The organism is Lysobacter cavernae (assembly GCF_042648505.1).
GTDB classification, from domain to species: Bacteria; Pseudomonadota; Gammaproteobacteria; order Xanthomonadales; family Xanthomonadaceae; genus Lysobacter_L; species Lysobacter_L cavernae.
This window is the reverse complement of the sequence record NZ_JBHRXK010000002.1, coordinates 332,639-350,633: the sequence shown is the minus strand read 5'-3', so window position 1 is coordinate 350,633 and position 17,995 is coordinate 332,639. Positions and strand designations below refer to the sequence as shown.

Genomic DNA, 17,995 nt, shown 5'->3' with positions numbered 1-17,995 from the left:
CGCTCAGGCCCTCAGCAGCGCCGGCAGCCACAGCGACAGCTGCGGGAAGAACGCCACCACCAGCAGCACCAGCAGGCCGGCCAGCCAGAATGGCCAGATCGTGCGCATGCTCTCGCCGACAGTGATCTTGCCAATCGAAGTACCGATGAACAGCACCGAGCCGATCGGCGGGGTGACCAGGCCCATGCCGCCGGCCAGCACCATGACCAGGCCAAAGTGGATCGGGTCGATCCCGTAGGCCTTGACCACCGGCAGGAAGATCGGCGTGCAGATCAGGATCTTCGGCGCCAGGTCCATGAACATGCCCAGCAGCAGCAGGATGACCACGATCATCAGCAGCACCGTGGTCTGGCTGTCGGCGATCGACTGCAGGAAGGTCACGGCCGCGGCCGGCACTTCCAGGTACGCCAGCAGCCAGCCGAACACCGCCGCGGTGGCGATCACGAACAAGATCACGCCGGTGGTGCGCGCGGCATGCGTGACCGAGGCGAAGAACTCGCCCCAGCCCAGCTGGCGATACAGAACCGCGGTGACCAGCAGCGCGTACACCACTGCGATCGCCGCGCTCTCCACCGCGGTGAAGATGCCGGCGCGGATGCCGACGAAGATCAGCGCGACCAGGCCCAGCCCCGGCAGCGCGCCGATCAGGCGCAGCAGCACCGCGCGCCAACCCGGGAACGGCTCGGTGCCGTAGCCGCGGTGGCGGGCCACGGCGTAGCCGGTGACCATCATCGCCGCGGTCATCAGCAGCGCCGGCACGATGCCCGCCGCGAACAGGTCGGCGATCGACAGCCCGCCGCCGGCCGCGGCCGAGAACAGGATCAGGTTGTGCGACGGCGGCACCAGCAGTGCGACCAGTGCCGCGGTCATGCTGACGTTGACGGCGTAGTCGCGGTCGTAACCGCGGTTGATCATCTGCGGGATCATGGTGCCGCCGACCGCCGAGACGTCGGCGATGGCCGATCCGGACACGCCGCCGAAGAACAGCGACGACAGCACGCTGACCTGGCCCAGGCCGCCGCGCATGCGCCCGACCAGCGAGGCCGCCAGCGCGATGAGGCGGTCGGAGATGCCGCCGCGCAGCATCAGTTCACCGGCGAAGATGAACAACGGGATCGCGATCAGCGACGCCGAGCCGGCGCCGGCGGAGATCTGCTGCATCAGCACCATGGACGGCAGGTCCAGGTACAGCAGGGTGGCCAGCGCGGCGACGGCCAGCGAGAAGGCGACGGGAACGCCGGCGAGCAGCAACAGCACGAACAGGCCCAGCAGGATGGCGATGGCCATGGCTCAGGACACTCCTTCTGCGCGCGACGGCCGCACGGCCTGCCACGCCTTGAACAGGGCGAACAGCGTGATCAGCGCACCGCCGAGCGACAGCGGCAGGTAATTGATGCTCTGCGGCATCGATGCGCCGGCAATCTTGATGTCCAGGCCGTCGAGCAGCAGCAGGCCGGCCCACCAGGCCACCACCGCGCCGACCGCCGCGATCAGCAGCGGGCGGCCGATGTCGAGCGCGCGGCGCAGGCTGGCGTGGGTGTGGTCGGCGAGCAGGTAGAAGCCGAAATGGCGGTTGGTGTGCACGCCGGCGGCGGCGCCCAGGCTCATGGCCGTGCTCAGCAACAGCAGCGTGACCGGCTCGGTCCAACTGGGCGAGTCGTTGAGCACGTAGCGGGTGAACACCTGCCAACCCTGCACCACCACCAGGCCGAGCAGGGCGGCGGCGGAGGTGGCGATGGCGAGCGCGGCGATGCGGTCGAACACGCGCTGTACGGCGCCGGCCGGCGCTTCGATGGCGGCCTCGGGCATGTGGGCGGCCTCGGCTTCGGTTGCGATCTCATTCATGGGGTTCGCCTCAGGCCAGGTCGCGGATGCGGCGGTACAGGGCTTCGATCTCCGGCCGGCGGTGGTACTCGTCCAGCAGCGGCTGGGCGGCCTTGCGGAAGGCCGGCATGTCGACGTCGTTGGCCTGGATGCCGTGGTCGAGCACCGTCTTGCGTGCGGTGGCTTCCGACTCGTCCCACAACTCGCGCATCACCGGCACGGAGGCCCGCGCGGTGTGCAGGACGAGTTCGCGGTCGGCCGGGGACAGCGCTTCGATGGTGGCGCGCGACATCACCAGCACGTCGGGTGCATAGGAGTGCTGGCTCTGCGACCAGTAGCGCGCGGCCTCGAAATGGCGGCTGGACTGGAAGCTGCGCATGTTGTTCTCGGCGCCGTCGATCATGTGCGTCTCCATGCCCGAGAAGGTCTCGCCCAGCGACATCGGCGTCGGGTTGGCGCCCAGCAGGCGGATCAGCTTGATGAAGATGTCGGAGGAGGCCACGCGGATCTTCAGTCCGTGCAGGTCGCCTGGCTGCACGATCGGGTGCTTGGAGTTGTAGAAGCAACGCGCGCCAGAGTCGTAGATCGCCAGGCCGACCAGGCCGCGCGACTGGAAGCTGCGCAACACTTCGGTGCCGACGTCGCCGTCGAGCGCGCGGCGGCAGTGCGCCACCGACTCGAACACGTACGGCAGGCACAGCGCCTGGGTCAGCGGGAAGGCGTTGTTGAGCGCGCCGGAGTAGACGCGGGTGATATCGATCGCGCCGAAGCGGGCCATGTCGATGGACTCGGCCTCGCGGCCGAGCTGGCCGGAGTGGTACTGGCGCAGGCGCAGGCGGCCGCCGGTCTCGCGCTCGAGCTGCTCGCCGATCCACTGCACCGCCTGCACGGTCGGGTAGTCCTTGACGTGCACGTCGGTGGCGGTGAGCACGCGCGCACCGTCATCGGCGACCGCGCGCAGCGACGGCAACGCGGCCGCGGCACAGGCCGCGCCGACGCCGGCAATGAAGCTGCGGCGCGAGGTCATGCGTGATCTCCCGTCGGTGTGGCCGCCACGGCGTCGCAATGCAGCTCGCCCCAAGAGCCGAACGATACCCGGGCGTGTTGGCCGGCGACGATGTCGTGGATGCCGGTGCTGGCGCCGGTGCTGACCAGGGTGCCGGCGCGCAGCGGGTAGCCGCGCCGGGCGCAGCGGTTGAGCGCGAACACGAGCGCGGCGCGCAGGCCGCCGGGGATGTTGGGCGCGCCGCCGCGGCCGACGCTGGCGCCGCCGATGAAGGTCTCGCACAGCAGGCGGGACTCGTCGATCTCGCGCCAGCCGGGGATCTGCGGGCCGAGGATCAGGCCGGCGTTGTTGCCGAAGTCCGACACCACCACCGGCGGCCCGAGTTCGTTGATCAGCGGCAGTGGGCTGCCGGCCAGCTCGATGCCGACGAACAGCGCATCGACCAGGGTCTCGGCCTCGGCGTGGCTGAAGTCGGTGCGGTCGGCCGGCGCGTCGGCCCCCAGCCGGAACACGTACTCGGCCTCGACGGCGGCGAATCCCCCCGGAATCACCGCAAACCGGCCGGCCACACCGGATGCCGGCATTTGCACGGCGTTGGCGAAGATCGGCCCGACCAGACGCTCCTCACCCAGGCGCGGCTCCCAGGCCGGCGGGATGCGGCCGACCTTCCAACCCGCGATCGGCTGTCCCCACAGCGCGATTGCACGGTCCTGGCAGGCGTAGCCCTGGTCGAGCGTGGCCGGCAGCGCGCCCGGGTAGTCCGGCAGGGCCTGCGCGGCGCGACGTGCCTGCACCAGCCGCTGGGCGGTCGCGGCGCTGTCGAAGCCGTCGTTCGACGGGTGTGTGTCCATGCCTGTTCGTTTCCCCGGAGCGTGGCTGAGAAGATGGCCCGTAAGGGGAGTTGTATAGGAAACCGGTGTCATTGACAATCGGGTCCACGGTCCGAACCGGCTCAGGGGAGATGTTGGATGGAAGAACTCAAGCAAATACAGGGTTTTATCGGCAATCGACGGGGTCTTGGCCGGGCACTGCCGGTGCTGATCGCGGCCACGATTGCCGCCGGATTGGCCCCCGGTGCCATTGCCATGTCCGCGGGGACAGGCGCCGTCACGGCCGCCGCCGCGACGGATGCCCCGCTGGCCTTCCCGGGCGCGCAGGGCTGGGCCGCGCGCACGCCGGGCGGCCGCGGCGGCCGCATCATCCGCGTCACCTCGCTGGCGGCCGAAGGGCCGGGCTCGTTCGCCGAGGCGGTCAACGCCAAGGGCCCGCGCACCGTCGTGTTCGAGGTCGGCGGCGTGATCGACCTGGGCATGAAGGAGCTGCGCATCAACGAGCCGTTCCTGACCATCGCCGGCCAGACCGCGCCGGCGCCCGGCATCACGATCATCAAGGGCGGGCTGACGATCGCGGCCCACGATGTGATCGTGCGCCACCTGCGCGTGCGTCCCGGCGACGGCCACCGGCCGAAACGCTCCGGTGACATCGACGCGATCACCGCCGTGCGCGGCGCGCGCGACGTGATCGTCGACCACTGCTCGCTGAGCTGGGCCACCGACGAGAACCTGTCGGCGTCGAGCACGCGCTTCCTCGGCGAAGGCGAGAAGGGGTGGATGGAGGCGGCCTCGCGCCGCATCACCTACAGCCACAACATCATCGCCGAGGGTCTGGCCAATGCCACCCACGCCAAGGGCGAGCACAGCAAGGGCTCGCTGATCCACGACCACGTCAACGACGTGCTGATCGTCGGCAACCTGTACGCGCACAACTACGAGCGCAACCCGCTGTTCAAGGGCGGCGCGCGCGGGCAGGTGCTCAACAACCTGATCTACAACCCGGGCCAGCGCGCGATGCATTACAACCTGATCGCCGAGGAATGGCAGGGCCATGCGTACTCGCGCGGGCAGATGGTCGCGCGCGGCAACGTGCTGCGCGCCGGCATCTCGACCGAGCCGCTGGCGTTGTTCATGGCCGGCGGCTCCGGCGACATCGACGTGTACTTCGATGACAACCTCGCCGTCGACCGCATCGGCCAGCCGCTGCCGCAGCAGGGCCGTTACACCACGGCGCCGATCTCGATCGATGCGATCAAGCGCGCGCCGGCACTGCCGTTCGGCGTGACGCTGCTGCCATCGGCCAAGGTGCAGGACGCGGTGATCGCCGACGTCGGCGCGACGCCGTGGAACCGCGACCCGATCGACCGCCGCATCGTCGCCGACGTGGTCGAAGGCCGCGGCGTCATCATCGACAGCCAGGACGAGGTCGGCGGCTATCCGCAGTACGCGCTGACCCGCAAGGCCTTTGTCGAGGCGGAGTGGCACCTCGACACGATGGAGCCACGCACGTCGTATCCGCGCGGCGAGCCGTTGAGGTAAGGCATCGCGATGCACAAGCTCGCGCTGGTTGTCCTGCTGCTGTTCGCCGGCGCCGCCGGCGCGGACACGCCGTCGGCCGACACCGCGGCGGAAGCGGCCTCGCGCCTGTACCTGTGGCCCGACGAAATCGCGCCGGGCTCGCAACGCGTCGCGCTCGCGCAGCAGATCGTCGAGCGCAGCCACAACCCGGCGCTGCCCGACCGCATCGTCACCGGCGTCACCCGCCCGCACCTGGTCGTGTACCGGCCGGCGAAGCCGAACGGCGCGGCGCTGCTGGTGATCCCCGGTGGCGGCTATCGCCGCATCGTGCTCGACAAGGAAGGCTCGGCGCTGGCACCGGTGTTTGCCGACCAGCTCGGCTACACGCTGTTCGTACTGCGTTACCGCCTACCCGGCGAAGGCCACGACGATGCGCGGGATGCCCCGCTCGCCGACGCGCAGCGCGCGCTGCGGCTGATCCGTGCGCGCGCGCACGAGTGGCGGCTCGACCCGCAGCGCATCGGCGCGATCGGTTTCTCGGCCGGCGGCCACGTCGCCGCCAGCCTCGGCACGCGTTTCGACGAGCGCCTGCGCGCGCCGGTCGATGCGCGCGACGGCATCAGCGCGCGCCCGGACTTTGTGTTGCTGATGTATCCGGTGATCGACATGGGCGTGCACGCGCACGCGATCTCGCACGAACGCCTGCTCGGCGCCGCGCCGACGCCGGCACAGATCGCCGCGTACTCGCTGCAGAACCGGGTCGGTGCCACCACGCCGCCGACCTTCCTGCTGCACGCCAGTGACGACACGTCGGTGGCGGTCGACAACAGCCTGCTGTTCTACGACGCCTTGCGCCGTGCCCACGTGCCGGCGCAGCTGCATCTGTACCCGCACGGCGGCCACGGCTTCGGCGTGCGCGATATCGCCGGCTCGCCGCTGGCGCTGTGGCCACAGATGGCCGATGCCTGGATCCGTTCGGTGACGGAGAAGACACCATGAGTGCACCGAGTTCCTTCCCCGAGGGTGTGCCGGCTACGACGCGCCGCGACTTCCTGCGCGCGGGCGCCAGCCTCGCCGCGGCGCTGGCGTGGCCGGTCTGGGCGCCCGCCGCCAGCGGCGCCGACAGCGTGATCGTCCGCACCCGCAGCGGCCGCGTGCGCGGCACCCTTGATCGCGGCGTGCACGTATTCAAGGGCCTTGCTTACGGCGCCGACACCGCCGCGCGCCGGTTCCGGCCGGCCGTGCCGGAAGCGCCCTGGCGCGGTGTCCGCGACGCCATCGCGTTCGGCGCAGCCGCGCCGCAGTCGAAAGGCAAAGAGGCGATCAGCGAGGACTGCCTGTTCCTCAACGTGTGGACGCCGGGCCTGGGCGACGGCGGCAAGCGCCCGATCCTGGTCTACATCCACGGCGGCGGCTACAACAACGGTTCCGGCAGCGACCCGCTCTACGACGGTGGCAACCTGTGCCGACGCGGCGACGTCGTCGTCGTCACCGTCAATCACCGCCTCAACGCGTTCGGCTACCTGCACCTGGGCGGGTTCGATGCCGCGCAGTACGCCGGCTCCGGCAACGTCGGCCAACTCGACCTGATCCAGGCGCTGCAGTGGGTCAAACAGCACGCGCATGCGTTCGGCGGCGACGCCGGCAACGTCACCGTGTTCGGCCAGTCCGGCGGCGGCGCCAAGATCGCCACGCTGATGGCGATGCCGGCCGCGGCCGGCCTGTTCCACCGCGCCTGGACGATGAGCGGCCAGCAGGTCACCGCCGCCGGCCCGCGCGCGGCGACGCAACGCGCGCAGGTCTTGCTCGACGCGCTGGGCGTGCCGTCCGACCGGCTCGACCGCCTGCTCACGCTGCCGCCTGAAAAGTTGCTGGAGGCGGCGCAGGCACGCGACCCGTCGCGGGTGGAGAGCAGCGCGCTGTACTTCGGCCCGGTGCTCGACGGCACCACGCTGCCGCGGCACCCGTTCTGGCCGGACGCGCCGGTACAGTCGGCGCGCATCCCGATGGTGATCGGCAACACCCGCGACGAGACGCGCGCCTTCCTCGGCAATGATCCGAAGAACTTCGCTCTGAGCTGGGACGACTTGCCGGCCAAGCTCGAACGCGAGCAGTTCGTCGACCTGCCGGTCGCCGACGTGGTCGCCGAATACCGCCGCCTGTACCCGCACTACACGCCGTCGCAGATGTTCTTCGCCGCCACCACCGCCGGGCGCTCGTGGCGCGGCGCGATCGAGGAGTGCGAGGCGCGCGCGCGGCAAACCGTGCCGGCGGCCGCGCCGACCTGGGCCTACCAGCTCGACTGGGGCTCGCCGCTGGACGGCGGCAAGTTCGGCGCGTTCCACACGCTCGACATCGCGCTGGTGTTCGACAACGTGCGCCAGCCCGGTTCGCGCACCGGCGACGGCATGGAGGCGCAGGCGCTGGCCGCGGCGATGAGCGCGGCCTTGCTCGCCTTCGCGCGCAGCGGCAACCCGAACCATGCCGGCCTGCCGGCGTGGGCGCCCTATTCGCTGGAACGCCGCGAGACGATGCTGTTCGATGCGACGTCGACGCTGGCCAACGACCCGCGCGGCGGCGAACGGCGGCTGTACCAGCGCGTGCCGTTCGTACAGCGCGGAACGATGTGAGCCAACGTCACGGCATCCGCGTGATTGCGGCGGCGTTCAAATCGCGCCGTGCAGCGGCGGACGACGCAATCAATCAATCGACAAGGGGAAAAGAGCGATGACGAGAACATCGTTGTTCGGGGTGCTGATGCTGGCGGGCCTGCATGCCGTCGCTGCAGAACCGCGCCCGCCGGTGACGCCGATCCGCGCCGACAAGCTGATCCTGGTCGGCGACTCCACGGTGTCCGTGCACAGCGGCTGGGGCGGTAGCTTCTGCAACCGCCACGTCACCTCGTTCCTGGCCTGCGTCAACCTCGCCCGCGGCGGCCGCAGCACCTACAACTACCGCGCCGAGGGCTCGTGGGAGATCGTCGAGCGCGAGATGCGCGGCGGCGGTTACCGCCACGTCTACGTGCTGGTGCAGTTCGGCCACAACGACCAGCCCGGCAAGCCCGGGCGTTCGACCGATCTGGCCCGCGAATACCCGGACAACCTGCGCCGCTACATCGACGACATCCGCGCTGCCGGTGCCACACCGGTGCTGGTGACGCCGTTGACGCGGCGCCAGTTCGTCGACGGAACGCTGGTCGACGACCTCACGCCGTGGGCGCAGGCGATGCGCCAGGTCGCGACGCAGGCGCGCGTGCCGCTGGTCGACCTGCATGCGCGCAGCACGGCCGCGGTGCAGGCGCTGGGCCCTGTCGGTGCGATGCAGTTTGCACAGCGCCCGCCGTCGCCGGAACTGGTCGCTGCGGCGCAGGGCGGCACCACCGCCGACGCTGCGTCGATGCCGGCGACTGGCACGACCACCGCTACGCCCACGGCCCGCGCCGCCGGCAACACCGCGGTCGAACCGATGGGCCAGGCCAAGCTCGCCTTCGACTACACCCACCTGGGCCCGGCCGGCGCGGACTTTTTCGCCGTCATCGTCGCCGACGAGCTGGCGCGCGCGGTGCCGCAGTTGCGGGCGCAGCTGGTGCCTTAAGCCGCGGGCGTTTCCGCTTCCCAACGATGGAACGAGCCCCGGATTATCCGAGGGTGGAGATGATGCGGCGACTGCATCGATGCTGGCGCCGGAAGCGACGAAGGGCGACCCGACCGGCCGCCCTTCGCCTGTCCGCTACTGCCCGCGCGCCCGGCACACCGGTGGCGCCGGCGGGCCCGGCGGCACCGGGTTCCAGCCGTCGTTGCCGGCCAGGTAAGCCTGCGGCGTGTGCAGCGCGGCTTCCTCGTCGTCCATCTGCGGACGGTCGATCGTGACCAGCGCGCCCGGGCCGAAGTTGCGGTACTCGCCCAGGCGGTAATTGCGCCAGTCGATGTTCGAGGTCATCGCCACCCAGCCTTCCTGCCTGAACTGCCGGCCCAGCCACGAATTGCGGATCAGCACCTGCGGCTGCGCCAATGGATTGGAACTGGGAACCCACGGGCGCCCCAGGTAGACCGTGGCGGGCGGAGCGTCGCTGGTGAAGCAACTGCGCGTGATCAGGAAACCGTGGGCGAATCCCGCCGGCGTGCTGGGCGCGGTGACGAAACCGTTGTTGCTGGTGCTGCCCCGGTCCAGCGAGCGGATCTCGCAGCCGTCGAACACCGCGGTGCCACGGCCGAAGACGAAGTCGACATCGCCTTCGATGTAGCAATTGCGGTAGTACTGCCGCGCCGGCACCGAATCGCTGGGCGAGTTGGCGTACAGCGTGTCCTGGTGGCCGAGGAAGCGCACGTTGCCGAACACCAGGCGGTCGCCGGTGGTGCGTACCGCCACCGCCTGCGTGCCGGTGTTTTCCGGATGCGCCAGCCGGTCATAGGTGTTGGCGTAGGTCAGGTCGTGGGAGTGCGTGTCGTTGCCGGAAATCACCACGCAGGCGCTGCCGCTGGTGCCGTAGGTGCCGCCGTCCGGGCGTGACGTACCGGCGGAGCGGTCGCAGGAAATGATCACGTCGCGCGCGTTGCCGCTGGCGCCGGCCAGGGTCAGGTTGGGCTTGCTGGCCGGAATCGTCAGCGGCTGCGGATAGACGCCCGGTTCGATCAGCACGGTCACGCGCTGGCTGCTGTACGCGGGCGCGGCGTCCACCGCGGCCTGCACGGTGGTGTAGTCGCCGGAACCGTCGGCGGCGACGACGATCACCGGTCCGTCGAGGTCCTGCGGTTGCGCCGCGGTGGCGGGAACCGCGGCAAGCATGCCCGGCAGCAATGCGGACAGCAGGCAGGTGCGATAGCTGCGAAGTCTCATCTCGATGCTCCTTGGGTGGCGGAAGCGTCGGGCCTGCCGTGAATGACGGCGGCAGGCTTACCGGCGCGATGGTGGATGCACACGACGGGGGAGTTGCAGGAAAGAACCTTCAGGCGTTCCGGGGCCGGGGCTCAGCGGAACGCGCCCGCCCCCTGTTGTACCGAGACCGGCACCGTGCCCGCCGGTTCGATCGGCCCGTGCAGCGTCGGCTGCCAATCCGTTTCCGGCAGCAGCGCGGTGTCATGGCTGGCGTTGTAGGCGGCCACCACGTCCACCGTGCTGTGTTCCGACACGCCATTCACCAGCGTGCCTTCGGCGTGAATCGCCGTGCCCTTCGACACCGAGATGAAGCGGTCCGGCGTGACCGCCGCGCCGACGCGGAAGTGGTTGTTCTGCGCGTAGATTCGCGACTCGGCGCCGACGCCCCAGCTGTAGCCGTAGCGCTCCGCCGCGCTGTCGTCGCTGAGCTTGTAGTGGTTGTTGTAGAGGTGGATCTGGCCGTAGCGCACGCGCGGCACGCGCTGGCCGAGGTCGAGGAACAGATTGTGGTGCACGGTGATGCGCAGCTTGTCGCGGTCGACGACGGCGCTGTCGGAGGAGCCGACCAGCATGGTCTTGTCGTGCTGCTCGAAGCGGTTCCACGAGACCGTCACCAGGTCCGATTCGTTGGTCACGTCGAGCAGGCCGTCGTGCACCTGGTAGAGCCGGCCGAAGTAGCTCGGCAGCGTGTCGTCGGTGGTGACGCGGTCGCGCAGCGTGTTGTGGTCGACCCACACGTGGGTCGCGTTGCGCACCGAGATGCTGTCGTAAGCCGAGTTCCAGTTGCCCTGCGCGCCGTCGGTGGGCGACCACTGCGGGAAGCAGTCGAAGGTGTCTTCAAGCACCAGGTTGCGCACGATCACGTTCATCGGCTGGTTGCCGTTGCTGGACGACGGACGGATGTCGAGCCAGGCGCCGCGCAGGCCGGCACCGCGGGTGGTGCCGACGATCGTGGTGTTGGCCGGCACGCGGATACGCACGCGCGCGGACTGCGCCGCGGCCGAGGCGACGCGCGCGCGCTCGAGCGGACCGCTGGGGTTGTCGCGGCCCCAGGTCGCCGGGTCGTAGGCGGTGAGGAATGCGCCGAGCGAATACGGCGTGCCGGTCTGCGGGTCGGGCCGCGCATGGTCGTCGCAGCCGAGCGGGACACCGTTGGCGTCGACATTGGCGTCGATAATGCCTTCGATGCGGATGATCTTTGGCGTCGGATCGGGGTACTTCAATGCGGCGACCAGCGCGTTGCGGTCGCCGACGGTGTACACGTGCGCGGCGTCGGCGGCGCTGCCGCCGGTGGTGCCATCGGGCCGGGCGACGGTCTGCAGCGAGGCCCAGCCGTCGCCGGCGGGCAGGGTGTCGCGTTCGAGATCGGGGATGCGGCCGGCGATGGCGGCCAACGGCATTGCCATTGCGACAGCAAGCGCTGGCACTGTCGCCAACAGGCGACGCGATGCGGATGTCTTCATAGCCTTCCTCGTGGTTGCAGCCTGAACCTGCCGTCCTGGCGGTTGTCGTCCGCACCGTCCCGGTGAGACGCCTTTCGCTTCCGTGCATCGCCCTGTTCCGACGCACGTCCCGGGGATTCCGGGCGCGACCTGCCGATGCCCCTGCCGTCGTGCGGTGGGGCATCCAAAACCGTTGAGTTCAAAGACCTGGAGAAGCGACTTTCGGGAACGTGTCTCCCGGTGGTCCCGGAATGGAGCATGCGCTGCAGCGCTGCTTGTCCGCGCCTGCAGCCGGGTCGCGCAGGCGGGCCGTCGTCGGCTCGCCTGCGCGGGTGGACATCAGAACGTGAAGCGCGCGCCGACGTAGTACTGGCGGCCGGTGTGGGTGTACCGGTCCTGCATCGACAGTGCCGAATCGACGTAGCGGCTGTCTTCGGTGTCGAGCAGATTGATCGCTTCCATGGTCAGGGTCAGGGAATCGTTGACCCGGTAGGACATGTTGAAGTCGACGTTGCGGACGCTGTACTTGCCGGTCACGTTGGCGGTGGCCATCTCGTTGCCGTCCAGGTCCCAGACGCTTTCCTGGCTCAGCACCTCGTTGATGTAGCCATCGCGGTAGCTGGTCGAGATGCGGGCGCTGAAGGTGTTGTCGTCGTAGTAGAGGGTTGCGTTGTAGGAGTTCGGCGACAGGTTGACCAACTGGTTCTCGGTGAACTCGGTGACTACCGTGGTGTTGCCGTTGGTAGCCGAGCTGAACATGTACTTGATCGTCGAATCGACATGGGTGTAGTTCAGCTGCATGCCGAAGTTGCTCCAGACCCCCGGCAGGAAGGTGAACGGCTGCTGGTAGGCCAGCTCGTAACCCTTGAGCGGTCCGCCCGGGGTATTGAAGTAACTTTGCACGTTGAACAACGTGTCGGCGGTAAAGCCGGCCGGCAGCATGTCAAGCGAATAGCCCATGTCCTCCCACGTGGTCAGCAGGCGCGTGCGCTGGATGTAGCTGTCGATGTCCTTGTAGAACACCGCCGCCGACAACAATGCGCCTTCCTGGAAGTACCACTCCGCGCTGAGGTCGTAATTGGTCGAGCGAAATGGATCAAGCTGCGGGTTGCCGAGGTTGATCGAATAGGTTCGGTCATCGTCGGCATAGCTGGTTGGTCCTCCGCTGACGCTGGGCGAGAGGTAGGTCAGGGTCGGCCGCGCCATGGTCTTGGCCGCGCCAAAACGCAACACCACGTTCTCCGCTACGTCCCAGGCCATGTTCAGAGCCGGCAGCACGTCGTCGTAGTCGTGAGTGACGACGCTGCTGACCAGATAACGCTCGCCGGGGTCGGCGGTGGCGCTGGCGACGCCGAAGAACGCCTCGCAATCGCTCGACATGCCATCCGGATTGCTGGCCGTGCACGGCGCGTAGCCGGATGCGGTGATCTGGGTGTTGACCAGGCGCACGCCGACATTGCCGCGGAAGGCGCGGTCGAGCAGGTCGGTGTTGAAGTCCAACTGGAAGTAGGTGCCCAGGCTTTTCTCGTTGACGTCGAAGTTGTTGTTGGACGCACCGAAGTGGCCGATGCTGGCCAGGCGGTAATCGCCGCCGCGCACGCCGGTGTCGCAGTTGCAGTTGATGTCGAGCAGCTGCGATATCTTGTCGAAGTCCGGAATCAGCCAACTGCTCGGCAGGTTGTCGTCGAGGCCGCGACCAAAGCCGGACAGCGTGGTGCTCATGTCGGCCACGGACACCCCACCCGGTAACGCCTGCGCCAGGCGGCCGTAGCTGATGTGCCGGTACTCTTCCGTGCTCATGTCGTAGTCCTTGTAAGCCAGGCCGCTACGGAAGGTGAAGGTCGGGGTAAGGATGAACTGCACGTCGAGCTTGGCGGTGTCGAAGGTGTTGCTGACGTAGGACGGATTCAACCGCACCTCGCTGATGTTGCCGCCGCGCGCGGTGCCGTTGGAGTTGACCGGCGCGTTGCCGTAGCCCAGCCACGACCAAGCGGCTGGATCGCTGGTGTTGAACGGCAGGGTCATGCCTGGTATCCCGCCGTTGCGCAGGTTGATGGCGAATCCGTCGATATTGGAATTGTCGAAGCTGACCAGCGAGAACGTCGGGCGCTCGTAATCCGATGAGGAGTGGCCCACCAGCGCATCCAGTCGCACGTCGTCGTTGAAACGGTGTCCCAGGTTGAGGGTGAACTGCTTGAACTCGGTGCTCTCCTCGATCGCGGTCGACTCCGTGCGGAAGTCGACGTTGTCGAACACGCCATAGGTCAAACGGTTGCGGTTGTCGACCTGCGCTTCGCGCACGACGATCTGGGTCTTGCCGCCCAGGTTCGCGGCGCGGTGCAGGTTGGCGCCGAGGGAGTCCTCGCGGAGATTCTTGTCGAGCTTGGAGTACATGCCGTCAAAGCTGAGCAGAGTGTCGTCGGACACCTTGAATTGCAGCGCCGCCGTTACACCCAGGCGTTCGATTTCGTGCTCGGTGCGGATGTAGCGCGGATAGCGCGGAAGCCAGGCGTTGGTCGCGGTCTCGTAGGCGGCGATGTTCTCCGGCGTGTTGGCCGGGCGCGCCAGGTCGGTACCGCAGTTGTTGGCGTCGATGCCGTAGGTACCCCAGCCGTTGTTGCTACTGGCGTTGCTGATCTCACCCGAAGTAGGGTTGCGCGGCGTCTGCGGGTCGTAGCCGACCGGGCTGCAGAAGCCGTATGTGCCGTTGTTGTTGGCGTTGCTCTGGTTGGAGTTGCGATAGTTGCCGTGCTCCCAGCGCACCGGGTTGTAGCCTTCCTCGAAGATATGTCGCTTGCTGTAGGCGGCCGACAGCAGGGCGCCGAAGCGGCCGTCGGCCCAACTGTTGCTGATCAGTCCTGACACGCGCGGGTCGTATTTTTCTGAAAGTTCGTTGTAACCGATCTGGGCACTGGCCGAGGCCTGGAAGCTGTCGAAATCGAACGGGCGCGCACTGCGCAGGTCGACAGTCGAACCCAGCGAGCCTTCGTCCATCTGCGCCGACTGGCTCTTGTTGACCTTGACCTCGCTGAACAATTCAGAGGCGAAGGTGTTGAAGTCGAAACCGCGGCTGCGGTTGACGCCGGCGGTGCCGGTGCCGGCGGTGGACAGCGCCTCCAACTGGTTGATGCGGACCCTTGTGAAGTCCGAGCCCAGGCCCCGGATCGAAATCTTCTGGCCTTCGCCGCCCTCACGATCGATCGATACACCGGCAATGCGCTGCAGTGACTCGGCCAGGTTCTGGTCGGGAAACTTGCCGATGTCCTCGGCGTAGATCGCATCGATTTGTTCGACGCTGTAGCGCTTCTCGTCGAGCGACTTCTGCAGACTGGCGCGGAAACCAGTGACGGTGACCTTGTCGAGGTCGGTGGCGGTAGCGGCATTGGCGGTGTCGTTGCCGCCATCGGTCGCGGCCGTCGCTGACTGCGCCAGCACGGGCAACGCTGCCATCTGCAAGGCCAGGCCGATCGAGGCGGCCAATACGGTGATCGGCGTCGTCCGCCGCAAGCTGCACATGTTCAAATCTCCTCTCCCAAGATGCCGATTTGTCGTGGTTTCCGGCGGGGCTGGTATGGAAACAAAAAAAGCCGCGGCGGCCAGACACGTCACCGTGCCCGACCGCGCGCGGCCGAGGGTCAGAACTTGTAGCGCGCGCCGAGGAAGTACTGGCGCCCGGTGTGGTGGTAGACCGAGGCGCGGTCGCCGATCGAGTCCACCCACTGGTCCTGGAATTCGTCGGTCAGGTTCAGTCCTTCCAGGGTCAGCTCGAAGTGCTCGTTTACCTTGTACGACATCGACATGTCGATGGTGGTGGTGGCCTCCGTGCCTTCCACGTCGTTGTCATTGCGTCCTGGCACGGTGGTCAGGTAGTCGTCGCGGTAGGCGGCCGACACGCGCGCGCTGAACCTGTCGCCTTCGTAGTAGAGCGTGGCGTTGTAGGCATTCTTGGACAGGCCGGTCAGGTCGGTCTTGAGCGAACTTGCACCGGAGGAGGTCACGTACTGGATCTGCGAATCGACATACGTGTAGTTGAGCTGCACGCCGAAGTCACTCCAGAGCCCGGGCAGGAAGGTGAAAGGCTGCTGGTAGCTCAGTTCCAGGCCAGTCAGTTCGCCGCCGGGGGTGTTGACCGGGATGTTGAACTGGAAGTCGTCCATCGGTGAGGCGCCCGTGCCGATCAGCAGGCTGTCGGGCAGACCGGAGGTGTAGTACGGACGCGTCTCGCGCGAGGTCTGCACGAAGCTGTCGATGTCCTTGTAGAACAGTCCCAGGCCGAGCAACGCCTCGTCGGTGAAGTACCACTCGAAGCTCAGGTCGACGGTCTTGGCCCGGAACGGCTCCAGCAGCGGATTGCCGCCGTTGACCGTGCGCGCACCGCCACTGACGTTGACGGTCACGCCGGGTGTCAGGTTGCCTAAGCCCGGACGCGCCATCACCTTGGCCGCGGCGAAGCGGACCAGGAAGTCCGGCGTGACATCGGCGACCAGGTTGAACGAAGGCAGGGTGTCGTCATAGCTGCGCTTGACCGTGGTCAGCACCGGCGCACCGCCGACGATGGCGTAACCGGTGGAGGTCTGCGTCGTATCGACCTGGCGCACGCCAAAGTTGCCGCTCAACGGCAGCGTGCCGATCTGGGTGGAGAAGTCACCCTGCAGCCAGAAGCCCTGGTCACGCTCGGTGACGCTGCGGTTGTTGCCCAGGACGCCAGGCACCTGATCGCTGACGGCGAAGATGCCGCTGTCGCCGTAGATGTTGAAGATGCGGTTGAATGCGTCGATGTCCGGGATCAGCCAGGTCGAGTCATTGCCGGCGCCGACGCTGATGTCCTCCAGCCCGATCTGCCGGGTCAGATCGGCCAGAGTCGTGCCAGGTGGCAGGGGCGGTACCACCAGCTCCGAGGCGCGACGCTCCTCGCGCGTGTTGAACGTGTACTCCTTGAACTGGCCGCCACCCTTGAGGGTGAAGCCGTCGCTCAGGCTCCAGGCGAAGCCGACCTGGCCGGTGTCGATGGTGTTCTCGGCGAACTGGGGGCGCAGGCGGATCTCGGACGTGCCGTCGATGAAGGCCCACTGCGATGGGTCGTTGACGTCGAAGCCGTTGTCGATCACCGGCAGGCGGTCATTGCCGCGGTAGTCGTAGCTGTAGTCCTGTGCGTTGAGGCGGTCGATGGTGATCGTGGTCTGGATCGGGTTCTCAAACTCGGACTTGGCCTGGCCAAACTGGGCGTTGAGCTTGAACGCATCGGTGAGGTCGTGGTCGACGTAGAAGCTGTACTGGGTGAACTTGGTTTCCAGCTCGTCGTAGCGCGCTTCCGAGCGCACGTCGACATTGTTGAAGCGGCCGTACACCATGTTGCCGCGGCCGTCGACCTCGCTCTCGAGTACCTGCGTCTGCGGTTTGCCGGAGCCGGTGCGGCTGAAGGACAGCCCGTTGAGGAAGTTCTCGCCGCGCGTGGCGTCGAGGTCGGCGTACATAAGGTCCAGGCCCATCGACGTGCGGTCGCTGGGGTCGAACTGCAGCGAGGCGGTGACGCCCAGGCGCTCCTGCTCGTGCTCGAGCACGCCATAGCGAGGGATGCGCGGATGGAACACGCTGCTGCTTTCGACGGGCGGCGTGCCGGAGAAGCCACCGCTGCTGGTGCCGTTGGCCCAGCGCACGGTGCTGTGGCCTTCCTCGAGCAGGCGGCGCTTGGTGTAGGCCACCGACATCAAGGCACCGAACTTGTTGTCCGCCCAGGTGTTGCTGATCAGCATGGTCGCGCGCGGGTCGAGATCGCCAGCCAGGTCGTTGTAGCCCAACTGTGCGCCGGTGACGAAGGTGAAGCCGGCGTAGTCGAACGGGCGCGCGGTCTGCAGGTCGACGGTGGCGCCGAGCGAGCCTTCCTCGATCTCGGCCGAGGCGGTCTTGCGAACCTTGATGCTGTTGAACAACTCCGAGGCGAAGACGTTGAAGTCGAAGCCGCGACCGCGGTTGGCGCCGCCGGAGCTATCGGTGCCGCCGGTGGTGGTCAGTGCCTCCATGCCGTTGATGCGCACGCGGGTGAAATCCGGGCTGAGGCCGCGTACCGAGATCTGCCGGCCCTCGCCTGCGTCGCGGGCGATCGACACGCCCGGGATGCGCTGCAGCGACTCGGCCAGGTTGAGGTCGGGAAAGTCGGCGATGTCCTCGGCGACGATCGCGTCGACCACCCCGGTCTCGCTGCGTTTCACGTCCAGTGCCCGCTCCAGGCTGCCACGGAAGCCGGTGACGGTGACAGCATCAAGGTTGGTGGCATCCTGACTGCTTTCCGTCGGTGTGGCGGCGCCAGTACCGGCGTTTGCGTCCTGTGCCAGAACTGGCGCGGCCGCCATGTGCAAGGCCACGCCGATGGCGGCGGCCAGCAAGGTAACCGGTGTCTTTTTCGCAAGGTGCTGCAACTGCATGGGTTCCCCTCCCGATGATCTGAACAGCTTTAAATCTGCGTATTGACTCGATGGTAGTGCTTGCTATGGTGGTCC

At 67.8% G+C, this 17,995-nt stretch carries 12 protein-coding genes; 4 read left to right on the top strand and 8 right to left on the bottom strand.

Features of this window, described 5'->3' with window-relative positions; all coding sequences use genetic code 11:
* Positions 1–3: 3 nt before the first annotated feature.
* Genes ACFOLC_RS05915 through ACFOLC_RS05900 form a run of 4 tightly spaced genes read right to left on the bottom strand, consistent with a single transcriptional unit; the run spans position 4 to position 3,681 of the window.
* Positions 4–1,287 (bottom strand): TRAP transporter large permease, encoded by a 1,284-nt coding sequence (locus ACFOLC_RS05915; RefSeq protein WP_386758299.1) that lies wholly within the window; start codon positions 1,285–1,287, stop codon positions 4–6.
* 3 nt (positions 1,288–1,290) lie between these two features.
* Positions 1,291–1,809, bottom strand: a complete 519-nt coding sequence (locus tag ACFOLC_RS05910; protein ID WP_386758552.1) for a TRAP transporter small permease — start codon at positions 1,807–1,809, stop codon at positions 1,291–1,293.
* A gap of 46 nt (positions 1,810–1,855) precedes the next feature.
* The gene (locus tag ACFOLC_RS05905) at positions 1,856–2,851 is read right to left on the bottom strand and encodes a TRAP transporter substrate-binding protein (RefSeq protein WP_386758298.1); all 996 of its coding nucleotides are present in this window, start codon (positions 2,849–2,851) and stop codon (positions 1,856–1,858) included.
* Positions 2,848–3,681, bottom strand: a complete 834-nt coding sequence (locus ACFOLC_RS05900) for a 2-keto-4-pentenoate hydratase (RefSeq protein ID WP_386758297.1) — start codon at positions 3,679–3,681, stop codon at positions 2,848–2,850. The genes ACFOLC_RS05905 and ACFOLC_RS05900 overlap by 4 nt, the downstream gene beginning before the upstream one ends.
* A 234-nt stretch (positions 3,682–3,915) precedes the next feature.
* On the opposite strand from ACFOLC_RS05900, the gene ACFOLC_RS05895 reads away from it, so the two are divergent.
* The 4 genes from ACFOLC_RS05895 (at position 3,916) to ACFOLC_RS05880 (ending at position 8,775) form a co-directional block, all read left to right on the top strand.
* A complete protein-coding gene (locus ACFOLC_RS05895; RefSeq protein WP_386758296.1) occupies positions 3,916–5,202 on the top strand; it encodes a pectate lyase family protein in 1,287 nt (428 codons plus the stop codon).
* Between the two features lie 9 nt (positions 5,203–5,211).
* Complete coding sequence (locus ACFOLC_RS05890) at positions 5,212–6,180, top strand: alpha/beta hydrolase (RefSeq protein WP_386758295.1); 969 nt, start codon at positions 5,212–5,214, stop codon at positions 6,178–6,180.
* Entirely contained in the window at positions 6,177–7,811 is a 1,635-nt protein-coding gene (locus ACFOLC_RS05885; RefSeq protein WP_386758294.1) for a carboxylesterase/lipase family protein, read from the top strand. Before ACFOLC_RS05890 ends, ACFOLC_RS05885 begins: the two co-directional genes overlap by 4 nt.
* A gap of 127 nt (positions 7,812–7,938) precedes the next feature.
* Complete coding sequence (locus ACFOLC_RS05880) at positions 7,939–8,775, top strand: rhamnogalacturonan acetylesterase (protein ID WP_386758551.1); 837 nt, start codon at positions 7,939–7,941, stop codon at positions 8,773–8,775.
* A gap of 135 nt (positions 8,776–8,910) precedes the next feature.
* Here ACFOLC_RS05880 and ACFOLC_RS05875 read toward each other — a convergent pair whose 3' ends face one another.
* The 4 genes from ACFOLC_RS05875 to ACFOLC_RS05860 form a co-directional block, all read right to left on the bottom strand.
* Positions 8,911–10,017: a pectinesterase family protein gene (locus ACFOLC_RS05875; protein ID WP_386758293.1), complete on the bottom strand. Its 1,107-nt coding sequence runs from the start codon at positions 10,015–10,017 to the stop codon at positions 8,911–8,913.
* A gap of 131 nt (positions 10,018–10,148) precedes the next feature.
* On the bottom strand, positions 10,149–11,519 hold the full coding sequence (locus ACFOLC_RS05870; protein ID WP_386758292.1) for a pectate lyase family protein: 1,371 nt from the start codon (positions 11,517–11,519) through the stop codon (positions 10,149–10,151).
* A gap of 318 nt (positions 11,520–11,837) precedes the next feature.
* Positions 11,838–14,948, bottom strand: a complete 3,111-nt coding sequence (locus ACFOLC_RS05865; RefSeq protein WP_386758550.1) for a TonB-dependent receptor — start codon at positions 14,946–14,948, stop codon at positions 11,838–11,840.
* Between the two features lie 185 nt (positions 14,949–15,133).
* Positions 15,134–17,920, bottom strand: coding sequence for a TonB-dependent receptor (locus ACFOLC_RS05860; RefSeq protein WP_386758291.1), 2,787 nt, complete (start codon positions 17,918–17,920; stop codon positions 15,134–15,136).
* Positions 17,921–17,995 lie beyond the last annotated feature (75 nt).